The following is a 21,011-nucleotide window of genomic DNA, read 5'->3' as shown; positions in this document are numbered from 1 at the left end:
GCCTCCGTCACCCGGGCCGACTCAGGCCGCCGCGGCGAGGGTCAGCGGCAGCACGTGTTCGCTCCCCGCGCGGCGGAGCAGCCGGGCAGCGACGGCCAGGGTCCAGCCCGTGTCGGTGTAGTCGTCGACGAGCAGTACGGGGCCCCGCGACCCGGCCAGCGCGCCGGCCAGGTCGCCTCCGACGGCGAAGGCCCCCGAGAGCGCCTTGAGTCGTTGGGCCGAGTTGCTCCGGCGTACCGCGTGCGCGCCGTCCGGCCCGGTGTACGTCAGCGTGCCGAGGAACGGGAGGCGGCCGACGTCTGCGATCCCCCGCGCCAGCGAATCGACCAGCTGCGGTCGGGCCAGGGACGGGACGGCGACGACGCCGACCGGTCGGGTCATGGCGTCGGGCCCGTCCGACGCCCAACCCCCCGGCGAACGCGCCCAGTCGGCGAGGACCGCCACCGAGGCACGCAGGACCTCGTCGGGCACGGGCCCGTCGGGCGCGTTCTCCGCCAACAGCGAACGCAGCCTGTTGCCCCACCCGATGTCGGAGAGCCTGCCCAGCGCACGTCCCGTCGTGGACTGCTCCCCCGCCGGGATGCGCCCCTTGAGGTCGACGCCCAGCGCGGCCATGCCGGTCGGCCACATCCGACGCGGCTCGACCTCCACGCCCGGCCGGTCCAGTTCCCGTGTCGCGCCCGTCAGGGCGTCCGCCGAGACACCCGTGGCGGCCCATGGGCCCGCGCAGTTGTCGCACCGGCCGCACGGCTGGGCGCCCTCGTCGTCCAACTGGCGGCGCAGGAACTCCATCCGGCAGCGGGAGGTGTCCACGTAGTCGCGCATGGCCTGCTGTTCGGCGGACCGTTGGCGGGCCACCCAGGCGTACCGCTCGGCGTCGTAGGCCCACTCCTCGCCCGTGGAGATCCAGCCGCCCTTGACGCGCTTCACGGCGCCGTCCACATCGAGGACCTTGAGCATGGTCTCCAGCCGGGTGCGCCGCAGCTCGACGAGGGCTTCGAGGGCGGGTACGGAGAGCGGCCGGTCGGCGTCCGCGAGTGCGGCGAGGGTGCGGCGGACCTGGGTCTCGGGCGGGAAGGCCGTATCGGCGAAGTAGCGCCAGATGGCCTCGTCCTCCTTGCCCGGCAGGAGGAGTACGTCGGCGTGCTCCACGCCGCGGCCCGCCCGTCCCACCTGCTGGTAGTAGGCGATCGGGGACGAGGGCGAACCGAGGTGGGCCACGAAGCCGAGGTCCGGTTTGTCGAACCCCATGCCGAGCGCGGACGTGGCCACCAGCGCCTTGACCCGGTTCTCCAGCAGGTCGGATTCGGCTTGCAGCCGGTCGGCGTTCTCCGTACGCCCCGTGTACGAGGACACCCGGAATCCACGCTGCCGCAGGAAGGTGGTGGCCTCCTCCGCCGCGGCGACCGTGAGGGCGTACACGATCCCGGAGCCCGGCAGCTCGTCCAGGTGCTCCGCGAGCCAGGCCAAGCGGTGCGCGGCGTCCGGGAGCCGGACGACCCCCAGCCGGAGGCTCTCGCGGTCCAACGGTCCGCGCAGCACCAGGGCTTCACCCGCGCCGGTGCCCAACTGCTCGGCCACGTCCGCCGTCACCCGCGCGTTCGCGGTGGCGGTGGTGGCCAGGACGGGTACGCCGGGCGAGAGCTCGGCGAGCATCGCGCGCAGTCGTCGGTAGTCGGGCCGGAAGTCGTGGCCCCAGTCGGAGATGCAGTGCGCCTCGTCGACCACCAGCAGGCCGGTGGTCTCGGCGAGTTTCGGCAGCACCTGGTCGCGGAAGTCGACGGAGTTCAGGCGTTCCGGACTGACGAGGAGGACGTCGGTCTCACCGCGTTCGACCTCCTCGTGGATGGTGTCCCACTCCTCGGGGTTGGCGGAGTTGATGGTGCGCGCCTGGATACCGGCCCGCGCGGCCGCCTCGACCTGGTTGCGCATGAGTGCCAGCAGCGGCGACACGATCACGGTCGGCCCGGAGCCGCGGCGGCGCAGCAGGGCGGTGGCGACGAAGTAGACCGCCGACTTGCCCCAGCCGGTGCGCTGCACCACCAGGGCGCGGCGCCGCTCCCGCACCAGCGCGGCCACGGCCTGCCACTGGTCCTCACGGAGCCGCGCGGAGCCCTCCGGGGCCCCGACCAGTCCGGCGAGTACGGCATCCGCTTCGGTACGCAGCTCCAGATCGTCCATGCCCCCATGCAACCCGATGGCACTGACGGTCGGCCACCTCGGCCCCGTACCACCACGCGCGGACGACTCTGTTCCGCGGAGGCCGCATTGCCGGGGGACGGCCGTTGCGGCGACAATCGGACTGGTCCGACGGACCTCGACGGCCGAAGGGAGGACCGTGAGCGCCGGTTTCCGATCAGCCCCCGCCTCCGACCCCGTCTCCCGACTCGCCCGCACCCTCGAACCGTCCGAGTGGGCGACCGCGGGCATCCCCCTGCTGCGCAGCCCGCGCACGGTCGTCACGAGCCTGTGGGAGCTGCATCGGCCCACCCCGTCCACAGCCGTCGTCGCGGTCCTCGGAACGGACGAACGGGTCGCCGCCAGTGCCTCGTTCACGCAGCGCACGGACCGCCCCGACGGCTGGGCGTTCCGCAACTCCCTGCTCGACAGGCTCCGCCGGGTCACCCCGCACGACCTGCGGCGCCGCAGTCCGACACGTACGGCCGTGCTGCTGTTCTGCCGGGACGGCTCGTCCGGCTGGACCGACGTCGACGGCGCGTGGATGTGGGGGCTGCGGGACGCCTGCACGCTGCACGGGCTGCGCTGCGGCGCGTACATCACGTTGACCGGCGGGGGTTGGCAGGTGCTGGGCGAGGAGCGTGGCGGACGCAGACCGTACGCGGGCGCCACCTCGAACGGCACGCAGCCGGACCCGCGCACGGCACCCGGGGCACTCGCGGGACAGGCCGTCCCGCTCACCGTGCCCGTACGGCCCAAGGGCCCGCGGTCGTCCGACGGGGCGCCCCCGGGCGCGTACCGGCAGGCCGCCGCCGGCTGACGCCCCTGGCGGGGCGCCCTCCGGCACGGCACCGGCCGGGCCGCCCGGAGCGGAGTACGCGCTCCCCGCTCAGAGGAGCGCGCGCAGCCTCTCCGGGTCGCCGCAGACGACCAGTTCGCGGCCCGCCTTCGCGACCGCCAGCGGGAGGGCGGCGGCGACTTCCGCGTCCGTGCCGCCGTTGACGGCGAGCACGACCACGGAGCGACTGCCGACGCGCTCCGAGGCGGAGGCGTGTGCGCAGAAGACGTCTTCGCCGTCGGTCAGCTGACGCCAGTACGCCTCCTCGCCGAACGAACGCTCGTGCTGCGCCCACGGGTGCTCGGCACCGGTGGTGAGCAGCAGCACGTCGTTCGGGGCGAGGCCGCCGTCCAGGAGTCTGTCCACGGTCTCGTCCGCGATGTCCACGGCGGTCGTGTCCGTCGCGGCGACGAGCTGGATCTGAGCCTTTCCGCTGGCTTCAGCGGTGGGGCTGGGGGCCGGCGGGCCGCCGGCGCGTCCGCTGCCCGGGCGGCCGGGACCGGGCCGGTTCCGGTCCGCGCGCGGCGGCGCGGGACGCGGGGAGGGCCGGGGGCCGGGGAGCGGTGGTACGGAGCGGGAGACCGCAGCGGTGCGGGTTCCCGGGACACTCTCGTGAATCTGTGGCTCCTCAGGAGTGCGAGGCATGGTGAGTTGTCTATCAAACGCCGGTGCGGTACGCGTCGGCGGGTTGTCCCACGGTCGGTGCCGTAGGGGCCGGACCGGAGGGAGGTCCGCGGGGAGCTCCCGCGTGCCTCATCAGAAGAGTTCGGCCTGTTCGACGGGCGCGACCCGGGGCCGCTTCAGATGCTTCCAACGCGGCAGGGCGTCCAAGTATGCCCAAGACAGCCGGTGATGGGGAGTGGGGCCGTGCTGCGCGAGTGCTGCCCGGTGGACGGGAGAGGGGTATCCGGCGTTGTCGTGGAAGGCGAACGGCCCGTGTCGCGCGCCGAGTTCGGCCATCATGCCGTCCCGGCGGACCTTCGCCAGCACCGAGGCGGCCGCGACGGCGACGCAGGACTGGTCCCCCTTGATCACCGTACGCACCCGCCAGGGAGCGCCCAGGTAGTCGTGCTTGCCGTCGAGGATCACCGCTTCGGGCGTCACGGGCAGGGTCTCGAGGGCCCGTACGGCAGCGAGTCGCAGCGCGGCCGTCATCCCCAGCCGGTCGATCTCGTCGGGGGTGGAGTGCCCGAAGGCGTACGCGGTGACCCAACTCTCCAGCGTGCCCGCGATCTCGGCACGGCGTCTGGGGTTGAGCAGCTTGGAGTCGGTCAGTCCCTCGGGCGGGCGGCGCAGCCCGGTGACGGCGGCGCACACGGTGACCGGCCCCGCCCAGGCTCCCCGGCCCACCTCGTCAACTCCCGCGACCACCTTGGCACCTGTGGTGGCGCGCAGCGATCGCTCGACGGCGTGTGTGGGCGGCTCGTACGGCATGTCGGGGGCAAGCGTAGCCGGTGCGCCGTCGGGCATGTCAGCCGGTCCTGGGGGCCAGCAGCGGCAGCATCACCTGGTCGACCATCGCGGCGATGTCGGACTCGTCGAGTGGCGCGCCGACGACCTTGTGGCGGTACATCATCATGGCCGGGACGACGTCGGCGACGAGCTCACCGGTGGCGTCCTCGCGCACCTCGCCCCGTTCGACGCCCCGGCGCAGGATGTCGACGATGAGCTGCTTGCCGGGCTCGACGACGCCGCAGGTGACGAGCTCGTGGAAGCGTTCGGCCTCGGTGCGGTCGCACTCGTCGAGGATGGCCCGGAGCGCGATCCCCGAGCGGGAGTACATGGCGTCGAGCATGCGCCCGCAGAGGTCGATCAGGTCCTCCCGCAGGTCGCCGTGGTCGGGCGGACCGGCGAGTTCCGGCAGTCCGGCGCGCAGCGCGTCGGCCACGAGGTCGCCCTTGCTGGGCCAGCGGCGGTAGACGGCGGCCTTGCCGGTACGGGCGCGGGCGGCGACGCCCTCCATGGTCAGGCCGGTCCAGCCCTGGGTGCCGAGCTGCTCCAACGCGGCTTCGAGGATCGCGCGTTCCAGCTCCGCGCCACGGCGACGCGCGGCTGGCGGACGGGAGGTCACCATCGCCTTCTTTCTCCAGAGAACGCTTGCGTTCCCTAAACAGGGTCACTAGAGTAACGTACTTAGTGAACGCCTCCGTTCACTCTTTCTCGATGTGGGGGATCTCCGTCGTGGCCACCTCTTCACTGACGACTGACGACATTCCACCGAAAGCGGCTCCGCACGAGAGCCGGCGCGGCGTCGCGCTGGCCGTCATAGCCGCATGTCAGCTGATGGTCGTTCTCGATGCCACCATTGTGAACATCGCGCTTCCGCACATCCAGAGTGCTCTCGATTTCTCCACGACGGGCCTGTCCTGGGTCATCACGGCGTACACCCTGACGTTCGGGGGTCTGCTGCTCCTCGGCGGGCGGGCCGGCGACATCCTGGGGCGCCGTCGGGTGTTCCTGGCGGGTATCGCCGTGTTCATCGCCGCCTCCCTGCTGGGCGGGCTGGCGCAGGAGCCCTGGCAGCTGCTGACGGCGCGGGCGCTCCAGGGCGCGGGCGGGGCGATCGCGTCACCGACGGCGCTCGCGCTGATCGCGACGACGTTCCCGGAGGGTCCGGAGCGCAATCGCGCCTTCGGTGTCTTCGCGGCGGTCTCAGCCGGGGGTGGCGCCGTGGGTCTGCTCGCGGGCGGCATGCTCACGGAGTGGCTGAACTGGCGCTGGGTGCTGTTCGTGAACGTACCCATCGGCATTCTGATCATGGTGCTCGCCCCGCTGTACATCTCGGAGTCGACGCGGCATCCCGGTCGCTTCGACCTGCTGGGCGCACTGACGTCGACCGGGGGCATGGCGTCGCTGGTGTACGGCTTCGTGCGGGCGGCGGAGGACGGTTGGCGCGACGGATACACGCTCACGGCGTTCGGGGCGGCTGTCGTGCTACTGGCCGCGTTCGTCCTTGTCGAGTCCCGCGCGGCGGAGCCGATCACGCCGCTGCGGATGTTCACCGACCGCAACCGCTCCGGCTCGTACGTGATGATGCTGAGCCTGGCCGCCGCCATGTTCGGGATGTTCTTCTTCATCGTGATCTTCGTGCAGAACGTGCTGGGCTACAGCCCCATCAAGGCCGGGCTCGCCTTCCTCCCGGTGACGGCCGCGATCGCGGTCGGGGCGGGACTGTCCCAGCGTTTCCTGCCGGTGCTGGGGCCGAAGCCGTTCATGGTCACCGGTTCGCTGCTGACGGCGTCGGGGATGGCCTGGCTGACGCTCATATCCCCGGACAGCGGCTACGTCGGGGGCGTGCTCGGGCCGATGCTCCTGTTCGGGTTCGGGATGGGCCTGAACTTCGTCACGCTGACCCTCACCGCCGTCTCCGGGGTCGCTTCGCACGAGGCGGGCGCGGCGTCGGGTCTGCTCAACGCCACGCAGCAGGTCGGGGGTTCGCTGGGGCTGTCGATCCTGATGACGGTCTTCGGGACGGCGAGCCGGGACGAAGCGGAAGCGCGGATACCGGACTTCATGGCGCACGCGTCTCCGGCGGAGAAGGCCGAGTTCGCCAGGACGCACGAGCTGCCGGGGCGCTGGGGAAGCGAGGTGCTCGCGCACGGGATATCCACCGCGTTCGTCGCCGCCGTGGCGCTGGTGACGCTGGCCCTGGTGACGGCCGCCACGGTGATACGGGTACGGCGCAGCGATCTGGAGGCGCTGAGCGGCGTGGCAGGTCCGGGCGGGGCGGCCTGAAGCCCCGGGAGGACGCGTAGGAGGGGGCTCGGCCCCGGCACTCTCCGAACGGGCGCGAGTGCGGGACGGGCCGAAGCGGGACCCACCAGGTCCCGCCAGCGGGAACGGCGGGTGCCGCAGGGGATGTTGAGGGAGGCGAGGCCTTGCGGCTCACACCGTCCAGGCGGGCTCCAGATCGATCACGTCGCCCGCGATGGCCACCACGTCCGCGCCGGTCTGGGCGCGCAGCGCCAGCCGTTCCACGCGTTCGGCGCGGTACTTGCCGTGTTCGGCGGCCGAGTCCCACATCGACAGCACCAGGAACTCGTTCTCCGGTTCGGCCTGGGCGAAGACGCCCCGGAGCATTCCCGGGGAGCCCGCCATCGCGGGGTTCCACACCTTCTCCTGCATCAGGATGAAGTGGTCGACCCGGTCCTCCCGAATGCGGGAGTGCGCCACCCGCAGCAGGTCGGCCTCCGTGAAGACGGGCTGGAAGCCGGTCTTCACGTCGAACCGGTACTCGAAGAGCCGCACTTGGAGGTCCTTGTACGTCCCGATCTGAGAAGCGTGCAGCCGGTCGTGGGAGCGCGCCATGAAGGAGTCGTAGAACGCGCGGCTCTCCCAGAAGCTGAGGAGATGCGCGACGTCAGCCCGGGAACGGCTCCATCCGCCACCCTGCCCACGGAACCCTGGCTCACCGAGCAGCCCCGCCCACTTCCGCTGAGCCCGCTCGAACCCCCGACGGTCGACCACGGTGCAGCGCATCCACTTGACCAGCACCGCGCCATCGTACGGCCATACAGGTGACGGACCGTACGGTTGGGGCGCGCTCAGCCGTACGCGCGCCCCGCGTGCGCTGCCGTGTCCCATGGCCGCGCCAACGGTCGGTGGCGAAGCCGCAAACCCCCGGCGAAGCAGGCTCGTTGACGGCGCGCACGCGGGTACGGACGCGGGTACGGCCCGTCAGCCGGGTGCTCGACCGGACCCATGGGCGACGCCCCACGGGGGCACGAGCCGTGCACACCCCGCCGCCACGGGTCCGGTCGGCCCGGAGTCAGCCTCTCGGCTCCACCGGCGTCAGCACCCCCACCCGTTCCTCGACCACGGCCGCCGCGTCCAGGCACTGGTCCTCACGGAAGAAACGCCCGATGAGCTGCACCCCCTGCGGAAGCCCGCCGAAGACCCCACCCGCAACGGTGACGGCGGGGACCCCCACGAAGCTGGTGACGCTGCACAACGCCAGCGCCGCGCCGACGAACCCGTGCCCCTCCCTGCTCTCCGACTCGATCCCCGGAGCCATCGGCCGCTGCGTGAACACCGGTCCGAGGAGCAGCGGGTACCTCTCCTGGTACTGGGCCCAGGCCCGCTGGATGCCCAACCGGACGCCGGTCAGCCGCAGATACTCCGCCAGTTCGACGGGGGCGGACTTCTCCATGGACATCTCGATGTAGCGGTGGCCGTCCTCCCCGAGCAGGGTCCTGATCACGGGCCAACTCCCGCTGAACTCGGTCATGACCATCGCCGAGTACGCGTCCAAAGCGTCCTGGAACCGTGGGAGGTCCGGCGCCTCCTCGACCTCGTATCCGGCGTCGGAGAGCGCGGAGGCGGCCGCGTCCACGGCGGCTCGTACGTCCGGATGCGTGTCGGCCCCGTTCGGACGCGGGCACACACCGACGCGCAGCGGACCGGTCGCCTCCCCGAGCCGGGTCGGCACCGGTACGGCACGCGGGTCGCGGGGGTCCGCTCCCGGCCCGGCCAACGCCTCGAAGGAGAGCCGGAGATCACGCACCGTACGCGCCAAGGGCCCGTCCACCACGAAGACCTGGGAGGCCAGCGAGGGATCGTCCGGACCCAGCCGGTGATCGGCCGGGAAGCGGCCGGTCGTCGGCTTGAGCCCCGCCACCCCGCAGAACGCGGCGGGCAGCCGGACCGAACCCCCCGAGTCGTTCCCCAGCCCGAGGGGCACCATGCCGCTGGCGACCGCGGCCCCGTCGCCGCCGCTGGTGCCGCCGGGGGTGACGTCCCGGTCCCAGGGGTTCCAGGTGTCACCGAACAGTTCGCTCCGGGTGTGGACTCCCGCGAGGATCATCGTGGGCATGTTGCTGTGCCCCAGGGGAATCGCCCCGGCGGCGCGGAGTCTGGTCACGGGCGGCGCGTCGTACGGTGCCACGTGGTCCTTGAAGCGGACGGTGCCGAAGGTCGTCGGCACGCCCTCGACGGCGGTGCATTCCTTGACCGTGAACGGCACGCCCGCGAGCGGCCCCAGCCGCTCCCCCGCCGCGCGCCTGCGGTCCAGGTCGGCGGCCTGCGTACGGGCGCGGTCCGCGAGGAGCTGGGTCACCGCACGTACGGCGGGATTGACGTCGGCGACGCGTTCCAGGTGACTGTCGACCACTTCGACGGCCGTGACGTCGCCCGCCCGTACCGCGGCGGCCAGTACCGCCGCTTCCTGCCGCCACCATGCGCTGCCCATGCGTACCGCGCTCCTCGTCGTCGTTGCTGCCGGTTCCCGCGGGCTCGCACCCGCTCGCGCCCGTTCGCGTCCGTTCGCACCCGCGCCGGACCGAGACCGGCCGAGACCGGCCACGGCTGAACGCCGGCGGCCACGACACGGCCCCACCGTTCCGATGCGAGTGCATCACAACAGGAAGGGTAACCTCGAACCGATACAAGCGCATCGGAAAATGGAGTGAGCCGCCCCGTGCCCCGCCAGATCGACCACGACAGCCGACGCCGCCACGTCGCGGACGCCGTACTCCGACTCGCGGACGAGAGCGGCCTGGAGGGCGTCACCCTGCGCGATGTCGCCGCGCGCGCCGAGGTGTCGATGGGCGCGGTGCAGCGCTGCTTCCGCACGAAGGACGAGATGCTCGTCTTCGCGCTCCAGCAGATCGGCGCCCGCGTCAGTGCCCGTATCGACGTCCGCGTCGGCGCGTCACCCGCGCAGTCCGCGCGGACCGTCCTCGGCCACGCCCTGACCGAGGTCGCGCTGCTCGGCGAGCCGCACCGGGCGGAGGCCCGCGTCTGGCTGGCGTTCGTCGCGAGAGCCGCCGTCGCCCCCGCGCTGGCCGCCACGCTCCGCGAGCACTACGCGCACCTCCACGCGCTGCTCGTACGCCTCGTGGCCGAGGCCGTCCCCGCCCTCGACCCCGACGAGGCCGAGGGCGAGGCCCGTACGCTCCTCGCCCTGGCGGACGGCCTGACGACCCACCTGCTGCTCGGCCATCTCTCGTCCGCCGAGGCACTCACCGTGCTGGACGACCGGCTGCACCTGTTGTGGCAGCGAGGTGCTCCTCGAAGGTGACCCGCCCGACGGCCCGTTCCGGCGCGAGATGCCCGCCTTCCCGATAGTCGCGGAAGGCCGCGCCCGGCAGCCGCAACGGCACGACCGGGCGGCGCAGCCCGTGCGCGGCGAGGGTGCCGCGCGCCAGATCCGCGGCCGTACGCACCTGCGGCCCGGCCAGGTCGTCGGCGCGGCCGAGGGGTGCGCCCTGGACGAGGTCCACCAACCGTTCAGCCACCTCCCCCGGGTCGATCGGCTGGAAGCTGACGCCGGAGGGGACGCACACGGCGGGCAGCCAGCGTTGGGCGGTCGTCATCCGGGCGACGAGGGAGTGGAACTGGGTGGCGCGCAGCACGGTGTACGGCAGACCCGACCGCTCGACCTCGCGCTCCGCGGCCAGCTTCTTCCGGTAGTAGCCGAGGGGTACCCGGTCGACGCCCACGATCGAGACGTGTACGAAGTGCCGGCACTCCGCCCCGAGTCCCGCACCGCCCGCAGCAGCCCACGCGTCACCGCCCCGTCGTCCCCGGTGAACGTGATCGCGCAGTGCACGATCGCCCCCGCCCCCACGACCGCCGCCTCCACCCGGTGTCCCTTCACGAGGTCACAGGAAGCCCACTCGTACGGCTCGCGATCGCTCGCGGGACGGGCCCAGTGGCTCATGACGCGTACGGCGCGGTCCCGCGCCAGCAGCCGCCGTACCACCTCGCGGCCGAGCGTCCCCGTCCCGCCGGTCACCAGGACCGGCCCTCCGGTGCGCTCGGCGCCGCCTGCCCTGCCGGTGCCCTCGGTGCTGCCCGTGCTCATGGATACGGCCTCCGGGTTCTCGTACGACTGACCTTCCCGAAGACCGACCGTCGGGCCGCCCGAAACGTGACATCGACCCCGGCCACCCCGGCGGTCGCACCCGACCGCACCGATCACCGCAGGCAATATTCTCGTAAAGGCTCACCGCTCGGGGCCGTCTGACGGGCCGCCAGCAGGACGCGCCCCACCTCCCCGCCCGCACGGCCCGGTGCCCGCCCGACGGCCCACCCGATGTCGGCGTGACGTGGCAACATGGGTAATTCGCGTACGGCCCCTGGAAGTTGCGGACACCTTCTCGTGGCGAGAGGTGTCCACCAGGGGCCGCGGTCTGTCCGCGGCGGTGCCCCGACCGCGCCCGTCCGGTCCGCCGACACGGGGGAAGGGGTACGCGCTCCGCGCCGCCCGGTATCCGAGGGAAGGGAAGTGTCGTGAGCAGTCTCAACAAGGGCATCGGAAAGGTCGAGGTGACGCTCAAGTGGCAGCCGAGTCCCCTGGGAGCGCCCGACCATGACCTGGACATCGTCGCCGCGACGTACGCGGCCGACGACCCGTACGGCGAGCCCGTCTACCTGGTGCACTTCGACAGCCGTTCCCCGGACGGCACGATCACCCTCAACCGCGACAGCAAGACCGGCCAGGGCTTCGGCGTCGACGAGGTGATGACCCTGGAGCTGGAGCGGCTGGCCGACTCCTACGGGCGCGTGGTCGTCGGGGTGGCCATACAGCAGTCGGAGGCCCGCGTGACGTTCGGCGAGGTCGCGGACACCGAGGTGCGCATCAAGGAGGGGTACCAGGAGCTGGCCGCGAACGACTTCGCCGTGGTCTCGGGGGCCACGGCGGCGACAGTCGCGGAGTTCACGCGCGAGGGCACCTCGGAGTGGTCGTTCAGCGACTTCGTGCACGGCTTCGACGTGGACCCGGCGGAGTTCGCCCGCGTCATGGGACGCCGCCGCGCCTGACCCGGCGGCGTCCGGGCCCCGCGGCGCGGGCGGGGAGCCTGCTCCTCAGAGGAGGCTCCCCCACCCGCGACGGGGTGTCGCTCAGCTGCAACCGCTCGTCGAACCGCAGCCCTCGCAGAGGTAGCAGCTGCCCGCGCGGCGCATCTTCGTGCCGCAGGAGAAGCAGAGCGGCGCGTCGGCGTTCAACCCCAGCTGCATCTCGACCAGTTCCGTCGAGTTGTGCGCCTGCGCCGGTGCCGGAGCGGCCGCCTGCGGCGCCGTGGGCGACCCGGTGGACACCGCACCGCCCTGCGGGTCGGTGCCCTGCCGCGGCGCGGACTGGGCCAGGCCCTCGACGTCCATCTCCTCGGACCCGGACTCGTACGAGCCGGTCTCCAGATGCCGCTGCCGTTCCTCGGCGGAGTGGATGCCGAGCGCGGAACGGGTCTCGAACGGCAGGAAGTCCAGCGCCAGCCGCCGGAAGATGTAGTCGACGATCGACTGCGCCATGCGCACGTCCTGGTCGTCCGTCATCCCTGCCGGTTCGAAGCGCATGTTCGTGAACTTCGAGACGTACGTCTCCAGCGGCACGCCGTACTGGAGGCCCACCGAGACGGCGATCGAGAAGGCGTCCATCATGCCCGCCAGGGTGGAACCCTGCTTGGACATCTTGAGGAAGACCTCACCGAGACCGTCGTCCGGGTACGAGTTGGCCGTCATGTAGCCCTCGGCGCCGCCCACCGTGAAGGAGGTGGTGATGCCGGGGCGGCCCTTGGGCAGCCGGTTCCGCACGGGGCGGTACTCGACGACCTTCTCGGGCTGCGGCTCGGCGGCCTTCTCCGGCTCCTTGCGCTTCGCGGAGAGCGGCTGGCCGACCTTGGAGTTCTCGACGTAGACGGCGAGCGCCTTCGTGCCGAGCTTCCAGCCCTGGACGTAGATCTCCTCGACGTCCTCGACGGTGCTCGTGGACGGCATGTTCACCGTCTTGGAGATCGCGCCGGAGAGGAACGGCTGCGCCGCGGCCATCATCCGCACGTGCCCCATCGGCGAGATGGAGCGCTCGCCCATGGCGCAGTCGAACACCTCGTAGTGCGCGGGCTTGAGGCCGGGCGCGTCCACGACGTTGCCGTGCTCCGCGATGTGCTCGACGATCGCCTCGACCTGCTCGGGCTGGTAGCCGAGGCGCTTGAGCGCCTTGGGGACCGTGTTGTTCACGATCTGCATGGAGCCGCCGCCGACGAGCTTCTTGAACTTGACCAGGGCCAGGTCCGGTTCGACGCCGGTGGTGTCACAGTCCATCATCAGGCCGATGGTGCCGGTGGGCGCGAGGACGGACGCCTGCGCGTTGCGGTAGCCGTGCTTCTTGCCCAGCTGCACCACGTCCCGCCACGCGGCGGTGGCCGCGGCCCACACCGGGGTGTCGAGGTCGTCCGTACGCGTGGCCGCCTCGTTGGCGTCCGCGTGCTGCCGCATGACGCGCTGGTGCGCCTCGGCGTTGCGGGCGTAGCCCTCGTACGGGCCGACGACGGAGGCGAGTTCGGCGGAGCGGCGGTACGAGGTGCCGGTCATCAGCGAGGTGATGGCGCCGGCGAGGGCGCGGCCGCCGTCGCTGTCGTACGCGTGGCCGGTGGCCATCAGCAGGGCGCCGAGGTTGGCGTAGCCGATGCCCAGCTGACGGAACGCGCGGGTGGTCTCGCCGATCTTCTCGGTGGGGAAGTCGGCGAAGCAGATGGAGATGTCCATCGCGGTGATGACGAGTTCGACGACCTTGGCGAAGCGCTCGGCCTCGAAGGTCTGGTTGCCCTCGTCGTCGTCCCGGAGGAACTTCATCAGGTTGAGCGAGGCGAGGTTGCAGGACGAGTTGTCCAGGTGCATGTACTCGCTGCACGGGTTGGACGCGCTGATGCGGCCCGACTCCGGCGAGGTGTGCCAGTGGTTGATGATGTCGTCGTACTGGATGCCGGGGTCGGCGCAGGCGTGTGCCGCCTCCGCCATCTTGCGCAGCAGCGCCTTGGCGTCGACCTTCTCGACGATCTCACCGGTCATCCGGGCGCGCAGCGGGAACTGCGCTCCGGCCTGGGCCGCCTTCATGAACTCGTCGGTGACGCGCACCGAGTTGTTCGCGTTCTGGTACTGGACGGACGTGATGTCGTCGCCGCCCAGGTCCATGTCGAAGCCCGCGTCGCGGAGCGCGCGGACCTTCTCCTCCTCCTTGACCTTCGTCTCGATGAACGCCTCGACGTCGGGGTGGTCCACGTCGAGCACGACCATCTTGGCCGCGCGCCGGGTGGCGCCGCCCGACTTGATCGTCCCGGCGGAGGCGTCCGCGCCGCGCATGAAGGAGACGGGCCCGGAGGCGTTGCCGCCGGAGGAGAGCAGCTCCTTGGAGGAGCGGATACGGGAGAGGTTCAGGCCGGCGCCGGAGCCGCCCTTGAAGATCATCCCCTCCTCCTTGTACCAGTCCAGGATCGACTCCATCGAGTCGTCCACGGACAGGATGAAACAGGCGCTGACCTGCTGCGGCTGCTTCGTCCCGACGTTGAACCAGACCGGGGAGTTGAACGCGAAGACCTGGTGCAGCACGGCGTACGCCAGCTCGTGCTCGAAGATCTCGGCGTCCTCGGGGGAAGCGAAGTAACCATTCTGCTCACCCGCCGCCCGATAGCTCGTGACCACGCGGTCGATGAGCTGCCTCAGGCTCTCCTCCCGCTGCGGCGTGCCGACCGCACCGCGGAAGTACTTGCTGGTGACGATGTTGACCGCGTTCACCGACCAGAAGTCGGGGAACTCGACGCCACGCTGCTCGAAGTTGACCGAGCCGTCGCGCCAGTTGGTCATGACGACGTCCCGGCGCTCCCACTTCACCTCGTCGTACGGATGCACGCCGGGAGTGGTGTGGACGCGCTCGATGCGCAGTCCCTTGCCCGCCTTGCCGCCCTTCGCGCGGGAGCCGCGCGCCGGACCGCTCGTCGTCTCTGTCATTCCGCCTCCCTGTACGGGCATAACGCCCCGATGTGCCCCGAAACTTCCCGGAACACGGTGTCTGTTCATGACGCGGCACCGTTACCGCCGTGCCGTCGTGGTGCGGTGGAGCCGTGACGCCCGGGCCGACTCGCGGTGGACCGCTCAGCCGGCGGCCCGCGCCGCGGGGGCGGGAACGTCGTCGTCCCCGTCGGCTCCGCCCGTTCCCGAGGAGGGCTGCACGGCGCGGAGCTCCGCGATGGCCGCCTCGAAGTCCTCCATCGACTCGAACGCCCGGTAGACGGACGCGAATCGCAGGTACGCGACAAGATCGAGGTCCTGGAGCGGACCGAGTATGGCGAGGCCCACGTCATGCGTGGACAGCTCCGCGCTGCCGGTGCTGCGCACCGCCTCCTCGACCCGCTGACCGAGCAGCGCGAGGGCGTCCTCGGTGACCGGCCGCCCCTGACACGCCTTGCGCACTCCCGCGATCACCTTGTCGCGGCTGAACGGCTCGGTGACACCGCTGCGCTTGATCACCATGAGCGACGCGTTCTCGACCGTGGTGAAGCGCCGGGAGCAGTCGGGGCACTGGCGGCGGCGCCGGATCGCGGTGCCGTCGTCGGTCGTACGGCTGTCCACGACGCGGCTGTCGGAGTGCCGGCAGAAGGGGCAGTGCACCGTTCCCCACTCTCCTTGAAAGCTCGCCGTGCATGACTGACCAGCCCGCTCGGGCGGCCCTTGCGGACCCCCCTCGGGGTTGCCACCAGCATAGTCCAATCCGGCGTTCACGAGACCGCGGGGACCACAACTTGTAGGTGGCTCGCGACAGGCTACCCACTAGATCTGGTGGCGGGGTAATCAAACACCCTTCGCGCGTGTCGCAGCCGGCACCGACCGCAGAGCGTACGCGAGCGACCTCGCGGCACCCCCGCCGGGGCACGCGTGGAGGGGGTGGACGCGGACCCCGGCGCGGACGCGACGGCCGGGAACGGGGAGGGGTCCGGGCGCGCGGCGCGGGCCGAACAGAGGAGCGGGCCAGGGCGCGGGGGCGACGGTGGCGCGGAGCCCGGCGGAGTCGACACGGGGGCGCGTCGGTGACGGTCCGTAGGGAGGTCGAAGGCACTCTCTACACCGATTCACGTGATCACGTCAGACGAATAGCAAATTTTCACTCGAACGTGTGTTTGGCGCAACCTTTCGAAAGCTACTACCGTTGTCCCCATTAGGGACAACCGCTCGAAAGGGGCTGACGTGACCACCACTGCAGACGGCGCCGTCATCACCGCGCAGGACCGTTCTACACCGGCGCCGGAATCCGCACACCGGGTCCCGGACGCCCCCGCAGGACCGGCGGGTGACGCACCGCCACCCGCCCGCGCGATGCCGGGTCGACCTCCCGGCATCCGGGCCGACAGCTCCGGGCTGACGGACCGGCAGCGGCGGGTCATCGAGGTCATCCGCGACTCCGTCCAGCGGCGCGGATACCCGCCGTCGATGCGGGAGATCGGCCAGGCCGTCGGCCTGTCCAGCACCTCGTCGGTGGCCCACCAGTTGATGGCGCTGGAGCGGAAGGGCTTCCTCCGGCGCGACCCGCACCGCCCGCGGGCGTACGAGGTGCGGGGCTCCGACGCCCCGAGCACCCAGGCCGCAGCCGACACCGCGGGCAAGCCCTCGGCGTCGTACGTGCCGCTGGTCGGCCGGATCGCCGCGGGCGGCCCGATCCTCGCCGAGGAGTCGGTCGAGGACGTGTTCCCGCTGCCGCGTCAACTCGTCGGTGACGGCGAGCTGTTCGTGCTCAAGGTCGTGGGCGACTCCATGGTCGACGCGGCCATCTGCGACGGCGACTGGGTGACCGTCAGGCGCCAGCCCGTCGCGGAGAACGGCGACATCGTCGCGGCGATGCTCGACGGTGAGGCGACCGTCAAGCGCTTCAAGCGCGAGGACGGCCACGTGTGGCTCCTCCCGCACAACGCGTCGTACCAGCCGATCCCCGGTGACGACGCGACCATCCTCGGCAAGGTCGTGGCGGTGCTGCGCCGCGTCTGACGCGGCCACAGCCGTACGACGGGCCGGACGGTGTCCCCGAGAGCCGGGCCCCGGAACCCCTGCGCCGGTTCCGGGGCCCGCAAGTCCCGGGTGACGAGGGCCCGTTGCTCCAGGGGCGCGCCCGCCCGTACGGCGCACGGGGCGGTGCCGCGCACCGCCACCGTATCCGTACGTACCGCCGCTACTCCGCCTGCTTGGCCGCCGCGTCGATGGCGGCCAGTGAACGGCGCACCTGGTTCCGGTCCGTCGTGTACCAGAAGTCGGGCATCGAGGAGCGCAGGAAGCCGCCGTACCGCGCCCGTTCCAGCCGTGGGTCCAGCACCGCGACGACCCCCCGGTCCCCCGTCGCCCTGACGAGCCGACCGGCGCCCTGCGCCATCAACAGCGCCGCGTGCGACGCGGCCACCGCCATGAAGCCGTTCCCCCCGGCGTCCTCGACGGCCTTCTGACGGGCACTCATCAGCGGATCGTCCGGACGCGGGAACGGAATCCGGTCCATCACCACCAACTGGCAGCTGCTGCCCGGCACATCGACCCCCTGCCACAGGGACAGCGTGCCGAACAGGCACGTCCCGGGGTCGTCCGCGAAGCGCCGGATCAGCTCGCCCAGCGTCTCCTCGCCCTGGAGCAGGATCGGTGTGTCCAGCCGCCCGCGCAGCTCCTCTGCCGCCGCCTGCGCGGCCCGCATCGAGGAGAACAGCCCGAGCGTACGGCCGCCCGCCGCCTCCACCAGCTCGGACAGCTCGTCCAGCATGTCCGTACGGGCGGTGTCGCGGCCGGGCTGCGCGAGGTGCTTCGCCACGTAGAGGATGGCCTGCTTGCGGTAGTCGAACGGGGAGCCCGCGTCGAGGCCCTTCCACTGCGGCTGGTCCTCGTCGCCCTGCCCCTCGGGGGCCAGGCCGAGGGACGCGCCGACCCCGTTGAAGTCCCCGCCGAGCTTCAGCGTCGCCGACGTCAGCACCACGGACCGCTCCGTGAACAGCTTCTCCCGCAGCAGCCCCGAGACGTTCAGCGGCGCGACCCGCACCGAGGCCCCGAAGCGGTCGTGCCGCTCGTACCAGATCACGTCGTACTCGCTGGCCTGCACGATGCGGTCGGCGACCGCGAGGACGTTCTCCATCGCGGCCAGGGCCTGCTTGCGTACGGCGTCCTCGTCCTGCACGGACTTGTCCCGGGTCTCGCCCAGGGCGGTGAGGCAGCCGCGGGCGGCGTCGCGGAGCGCCGTCAGCGCGTACGCCAGGTCCTCGGGCACCGTCTCCAGACGGCCGGGGAGGGCCAGCTCCATCAGCCGCTCGAAGGTCTCGGCGGCGGTCTGGAGCCGGTCGGCGGTCTTCTCGTCGATCAGCTTGGCCACGCGCCGTACGGCGCGGTTCACCCCGCCGGGGGTCAGCTCGCCGGTGGCGACGCCGGTCACGCGGGAGACCAGCTCGTGGGCCTCGTCGACGATGAGCACCTCGTGCGACGGGAGTACGGGTGCGCCCTCGATGGCGTCGATGGCGAGCAGCGCGTGGTTGGTGACGATGACGTCGGCCAGCTTCGCCCGCTCGCGGGCGCTCTCCGCGAAGCACTCCGTGCCGTACGCGCAGCGGGTGGCGCCCAGGCACTCGCGCGCGGAGACGGAGACCTGGGACCAGGCACGGTCGGAGACGCCCGGCCGCAGGTCGTCGCGGTCGCCCGTCTCGGTGTCGTCGGACCAGTCGCGGAGCCGCAGCAGGTCCTTGCCCAGCTTGCTCGTGGGCGCGGCGGCCTCGAACGGGTCGAAGAGTCCGTCCTCCTCTTCCTGCGGCACGCCTTCGTGGAGCCGGTGCAGACAGAGGTAGTTCGATCTGCCCTTGAGCATGGCGAACTCCGGCTTGCGCCGCAGCTGCGGATGGAGCGCGTCCACCGTGCGCGGCAGGTCGCGCTCGACGAGCTGCCGTTGCAGCGCGAGGGTCGCCGTCGCGACGACGACGCGCTCGCCGTGCGCGATCGACGGCACCAGGTAACCGAGGGACTTGCCGGTGCCGGTGCCCGCCTGGATGAGCAGGTGGGTGCCGTCGTCCAGGGCTTCCGCGACGGCTTCCGCCATGGCCACCTGGCCGGGGCGCTCGGTGCCCCCGACTGCGGTGACGGCGGTGTGGAGGAGGTCGGTGAGGGCGGGCTGGCTCATAGGTCACATACCCTACGTCGCGCCACTGACAGCGGATGCCGCGTCGGTTCGGCGGGGTACGACGACGCCCACGGGCACCGCCGCACGCCCGCACCTCGTACGCCCGACCAGCGCACGCCCCGCTCCCGTACGGCCGACTCCCGCGCCCCGGCGTGCGGTACGCCCACGCGCGCCACCGCCCCGTGCCGTACGCCCGCGCGCCGCACCGCCGTTCACGCCCCGTGCAGCGGGTTGGGCACGGTGCCGTGGACGGCGGCGTGCGGGCGTTCGGCGCGGTCGCGGTAGCCGTCGAGGTGGAGCCGGTTGCGGTTGAGGCAGAGCCGGGCAATCCGGGGCGTCAGCAGGTCGAACAGGTTGTAGCGGTCCTTGAGTTCGGGGAACCGCTCCTGGTGGCGGATGATCTCGGCGCGTACGAGCGGCCAGAAGTCCGCCTCGGCGAAGCCGAGTTGCTCCTCGCACAGCGGCGCCAGGTAGCGCAGCACCCCGACGAACAGCCCGGAGTGGATGAACTGCGGCAGGAAGCCCGGTTCCTCGGTGAGCAGCACGGCCCGTACGTCCGCGGGCATCGGTTCCTGCTCGGGCAGCCGCACCGCGCTGACGTTGACGTCGTCGACGAAGTCCTTGATCGCCAGCCGTACGGGGACGTCCTGCTCGTCGAAGACGACGATCGCGTTCTCGCCGTGCGGTGAGAAGACGGTGCCGTAGCGGTAGAGGAAGCGCAGCAGCGGCGGCAGCAGCGCGGCGAACAGGTGCCGGAGCCACACCCCCGGCTCCAGCCCGCTCCGCGCGACCAGTTCGGCGGCGAACGACCGCCCGTCGGGGTCGGTGTGCAGCAGCGACGCGAGCGTACGGGCCCGCTCCCCCGGCGCGAGCCGCGGCGCCAGCGGCTCGCGCCAGACGCAGCCGAGCAGCTCGCGGTACTGGTACGGGACGCCCGGCAGCGCGTCGTACGAGGGGTGGGCCACCGTGACGGACGCGACCTCCCCGAGCAGGATCACCCGGCACTCGTCGCGCAGGAACGGGTCGCCGTCGCACAGCCCCCGCACCCAGGAGGTGACGGCGGGCGCGGCGAGGGTGCGTTCGGTGGGCAGGCCGCGCCAGACGAGGGTGTTGAGGATCGACAGCGGCAGCTTGACGGTGTGCCGGTCGGGGCGGGTGGTGTTGAGGAACGTGCGGATCGACTGCTGCGGGAGACGTTCGTCGGGGTCGGCGGGCAGCGGTACGACGGCGCCCCGCGCGATCTCGGCGGCGAACAGCGGCACGACCGTCTCGTCCCACTGCCAGGGGTGCACGGGCAGCAGCAGGTGGTCCGCCGGGTCGAGGCCCCGGTCGCGCAGCACCGCCGCGTAACGGTCGCGGGTCGCGGCGTCCAGCTCCCGCGCGTACAGCCGCTCCGGGTCCGAGAGGGCGGGCACGCCGCGGTAGACGGCGAGGTCGCGGTGGACGGCGAGCCAGGGCAGCCGGTGGCGGCGGCGCGCCTCCGGGGACCAGTGCTCGGCGTCGTCGGCGGAGAAGCCGAGCCGCCCCTTGTTGGCCACGATCCAGGGGTGGCCGTCCATGTGGCCCTCCAGCTCGGCGTACCCGAGGTCGGCCAGCTCGGCCACCGGCAGGGCGCGCGCGGCGACCCGGGCGTCGGCGGTGAGCGTCGCGGTCAGTTCGCGGAGGAGGTGGCCGGTGGTGTCACCGCGGAGGCCGAGCAGCCCGTCGTGTGCGAGGGCGAGGAAGCGGAACGGGTCGCAGGCCGGGGTGAGCGACGCCGGATCGATGCGCCAGTGGCCGTACGCGCCCCGGCGTGCGCGGAAGCGGAGGGTGAGGTCGGGGCGGACGGGCAGCCGGTACGCGTCGGGGCCCGCCGACGCGTCGGGTTCGGGCCGGATGATCTCCTCGTACGCGAACTCGGCGAGCATCTTGACCAGGAGCCGTCGTGCGGCGGGTGGCCACGTGTCCTGGTCGAGGCCGGTGGGCAGCCGCAGGGCGGCGGAGTGCGCGGGGTACTGGTGCACCGGGTTTCTCCCTTGTCCGAGGTCGTCGGTTCCAGAGGTGTGCGGTTCCAGAGGTGGTGCGGTTTCCGGGGATACGGGCTTCCGGAGGCTT

16 protein-coding genes and 1 pseudogene are annotated in these 21,011 nt (G+C 72.1%); 5 read left to right on the top strand and 12 right to left on the bottom strand.

Annotated elements, in window-relative coordinates:
* Positions 1-21: 21 nt before the first annotated feature.
* A complete protein-coding gene (locus D7M15_RS23005) occupies positions 22-2,181 on the bottom strand; it encodes a RecQ family ATP-dependent DNA helicase (protein ID WP_121519233.1) in 2,160 nt (719 codons plus the stop codon).
* 157 nt (positions 2,182-2,338) lie between these two features.
* On the opposite strand from D7M15_RS23005, the gene D7M15_RS23000 reads away from it, so the two are divergent.
* Positions 2,339-2,998 (top strand): hypothetical protein, encoded by a 660-nt coding sequence (locus D7M15_RS23000; protein WP_121519232.1) that lies wholly within the window; start codon positions 2,339-2,341, stop codon positions 2,996-2,998.
* Between the two features lie 69 nt (positions 2,999-3,067).
* On the opposite strand, the gene D7M15_RS29575 is transcribed toward D7M15_RS23000, so the two are convergent.
* The 3 genes from D7M15_RS29575 to D7M15_RS22985 all read right to left on the bottom strand — a co-directional run bounded on the left by D7M15_RS29575 (position 3,068) and on the right by D7M15_RS22985 (position 5,090).
* Positions 3,068-3,403, bottom strand: coding sequence for a hypothetical protein (locus D7M15_RS29575; protein ID WP_346428823.1), 336 nt, complete (start codon positions 3,401-3,403; stop codon positions 3,068-3,070).
* A gap of 369 nt (positions 3,404-3,772) precedes the next feature.
* Complete coding sequence (locus D7M15_RS22990; protein ID WP_121519230.1) at positions 3,773-4,450, bottom strand: ribonuclease HII; 678 nt, start codon at positions 4,448-4,450, stop codon at positions 3,773-3,775.
* Positions 4,451-4,487: 37 nt separating this feature from the next.
* Positions 4,488-5,090 (bottom strand): TetR/AcrR family transcriptional regulator, encoded by a 603-nt coding sequence (locus tag D7M15_RS22985; RefSeq protein ID WP_121519229.1) that lies wholly within the window; start codon positions 5,088-5,090, stop codon positions 4,488-4,490.
* 122 nt (positions 5,091-5,212) lie between these two features.
* On the opposite strand from D7M15_RS22985, the gene D7M15_RS22980 reads away from it, so the two are divergent.
* Positions 5,213-6,751 carry an MFS transporter gene (locus tag D7M15_RS22980; protein WP_240649717.1) on the top strand — a complete coding sequence of 513 codons (1,539 nt, stop codon included), beginning with the start codon at positions 5,213-5,215 and terminating at the stop codon, positions 6,749-6,751.
* Between the two features lie 150 nt (positions 6,752-6,901).
* Here D7M15_RS22980 and D7M15_RS22975 read toward each other — a convergent pair whose 3' ends face one another.
* On the bottom strand, positions 6,902-7,510 hold the full coding sequence (locus D7M15_RS22975; RefSeq protein ID WP_121519227.1) for a YdbC family protein: 609 nt from the start codon (positions 7,508-7,510) through the stop codon (positions 6,902-6,904).
* Between the two features lie 274 nt (positions 7,511-7,784).
* The gene (locus D7M15_RS22970; RefSeq protein ID WP_121519226.1) at positions 7,785-9,203 is read right to left on the bottom strand and encodes an amidase; all 1,419 of its coding nucleotides are present in this window, start codon (positions 9,201-9,203) and stop codon (positions 7,785-7,787) included.
* Between the two features lie 228 nt (positions 9,204-9,431).
* Between D7M15_RS22970 and D7M15_RS22965 the strand changes: the two genes are divergently transcribed.
* Positions 9,432-10,034, top strand: a complete 603-nt coding sequence (locus D7M15_RS22965) for a helix-turn-helix domain-containing protein (RefSeq protein ID WP_121521260.1) — start codon at positions 9,432-9,434, stop codon at positions 10,032-10,034.
* Here D7M15_RS22965 and D7M15_RS29570 read toward each other — a convergent pair.
* Positions 9,976-10,455, bottom strand: coding sequence for a hypothetical protein (locus D7M15_RS29570; RefSeq protein WP_346428841.1), 480 nt, complete (start codon positions 10,453-10,455; stop codon positions 9,976-9,978). The two genes, D7M15_RS22965 and D7M15_RS29570, sit on opposite strands and share 59 nt — an antisense overlap.
* A 155-nt stretch (positions 10,456-10,610) precedes the next feature.
* Positions 10,611-10,820 (bottom strand): annotated as a pseudogene (locus D7M15_RS29565) (NAD-dependent epimerase/dehydratase family protein); the annotation flags it as partial.
* A gap of 428 nt (positions 10,821-11,248) precedes the next feature.
* On the opposite strand from D7M15_RS29565, the gene D7M15_RS22955 reads away from it, so the two are divergent.
* Entirely contained in the window at positions 11,249-11,779 is a 531-nt protein-coding gene (locus D7M15_RS22955) for a TerD family protein (RefSeq protein ID WP_121519225.1), read from the top strand.
* 81 nt (positions 11,780-11,860) lie between these two features.
* On the opposite strand, the gene D7M15_RS22950 is transcribed toward D7M15_RS22955, so the two are convergent.
* Positions 11,861-14,740, bottom strand: coding sequence for a vitamin B12-dependent ribonucleotide reductase (locus D7M15_RS22950; RefSeq protein ID WP_121519224.1), 2,880 nt, complete (start codon positions 14,738-14,740; stop codon positions 11,861-11,863).
* A 144-nt stretch (positions 14,741-14,884) separates the two neighbouring features.
* Positions 14,885-15,400: a transcriptional regulator NrdR gene (gene nrdR, locus D7M15_RS22945; protein ID WP_121519223.1), complete on the bottom strand. Its 516-nt coding sequence runs from the start codon at positions 15,398-15,400 to the stop codon at positions 14,885-14,887.
* Between the two features lie 573 nt (positions 15,401-15,973).
* Here nrdR and lexA point away from each other — a divergent pair.
* Complete coding sequence (lexA, locus tag D7M15_RS22940; protein WP_121519222.1) at positions 15,974-16,768, top strand: transcriptional repressor LexA; 795 nt, start codon at positions 15,974-15,976, stop codon at positions 16,766-16,768.
* A gap of 181 nt (positions 16,769-16,949) precedes the next feature.
* Here lexA and D7M15_RS22935 read toward each other — a convergent pair whose 3' ends face one another.
* Together D7M15_RS22935 and D7M15_RS22930 are read right to left on the bottom strand one after the other, a co-directional pair.
* Complete coding sequence (locus tag D7M15_RS22935; protein WP_121519221.1) at positions 16,950-18,917, bottom strand: ATP-dependent DNA helicase; 1,968 nt, start codon at positions 18,915-18,917, stop codon at positions 16,950-16,952.
* A 212-nt stretch (positions 18,918-19,129) separates the two neighbouring features.
* On the bottom strand, positions 19,130-20,890 hold the full coding sequence (locus D7M15_RS22930) for an IucA/IucC family siderophore biosynthesis protein (protein WP_240649716.1): 1,761 nt from the start codon (positions 20,888-20,890) through the stop codon (positions 19,130-19,132).
* Positions 20,891-21,011: the final 121 nt, after the last annotated feature.

Source organism: Streptomyces sp. Z26 (genome assembly GCF_003665095.1).
In the GTDB taxonomy this organism is placed as follows: domain Bacteria; phylum Actinomycetota; class Actinomycetes; order Streptomycetales; family Streptomycetaceae; genus Streptomyces; species Streptomyces phytohabitans.
This window is presented reverse-complemented; position numbering and strand designations above follow the sequence as displayed.

Coding starts and splice junctions, on each gene's coding strand:
- D7M15_RS23005 (WP_121519233.1), bottom strand. CDS start 2,181: ATGGACGATCTGGAGCTGCGTACCGAAGCGGATGCCGTACTCGCCGGA.
- D7M15_RS22990 (WP_121519230.1), bottom strand. CDS start 4,450: ATGCCGTACGAGCCGCCCACACACGCCGTCGAGCGATCGCTGCGCGCC.
- D7M15_RS22985 (WP_121519229.1), bottom strand. CDS start 5,090: ATGGTGACCTCCCGTCCGCCAGCCGCGCGTCGCCGTGGCGCGGAGCTG.
- D7M15_RS22970 (WP_121519226.1), bottom strand. CDS start 9,203: ATGGGCAGCGCATGGTGGCGGCAGGAAGCGGCGGTACTGGCCGCCGCG.
- D7M15_RS22950 (WP_121519224.1), bottom strand. CDS start 14,740: ATGACAGAGACGACGAGCGGTCCGGCGCGCGGCTCCCGCGCGAAGGGC.
- D7M15_RS22935 (WP_121519221.1), bottom strand. CDS start 18,917: ATGAGCCAGCCCGCCCTCACCGACCTCCTCCACACCGCCGTCACCGCA.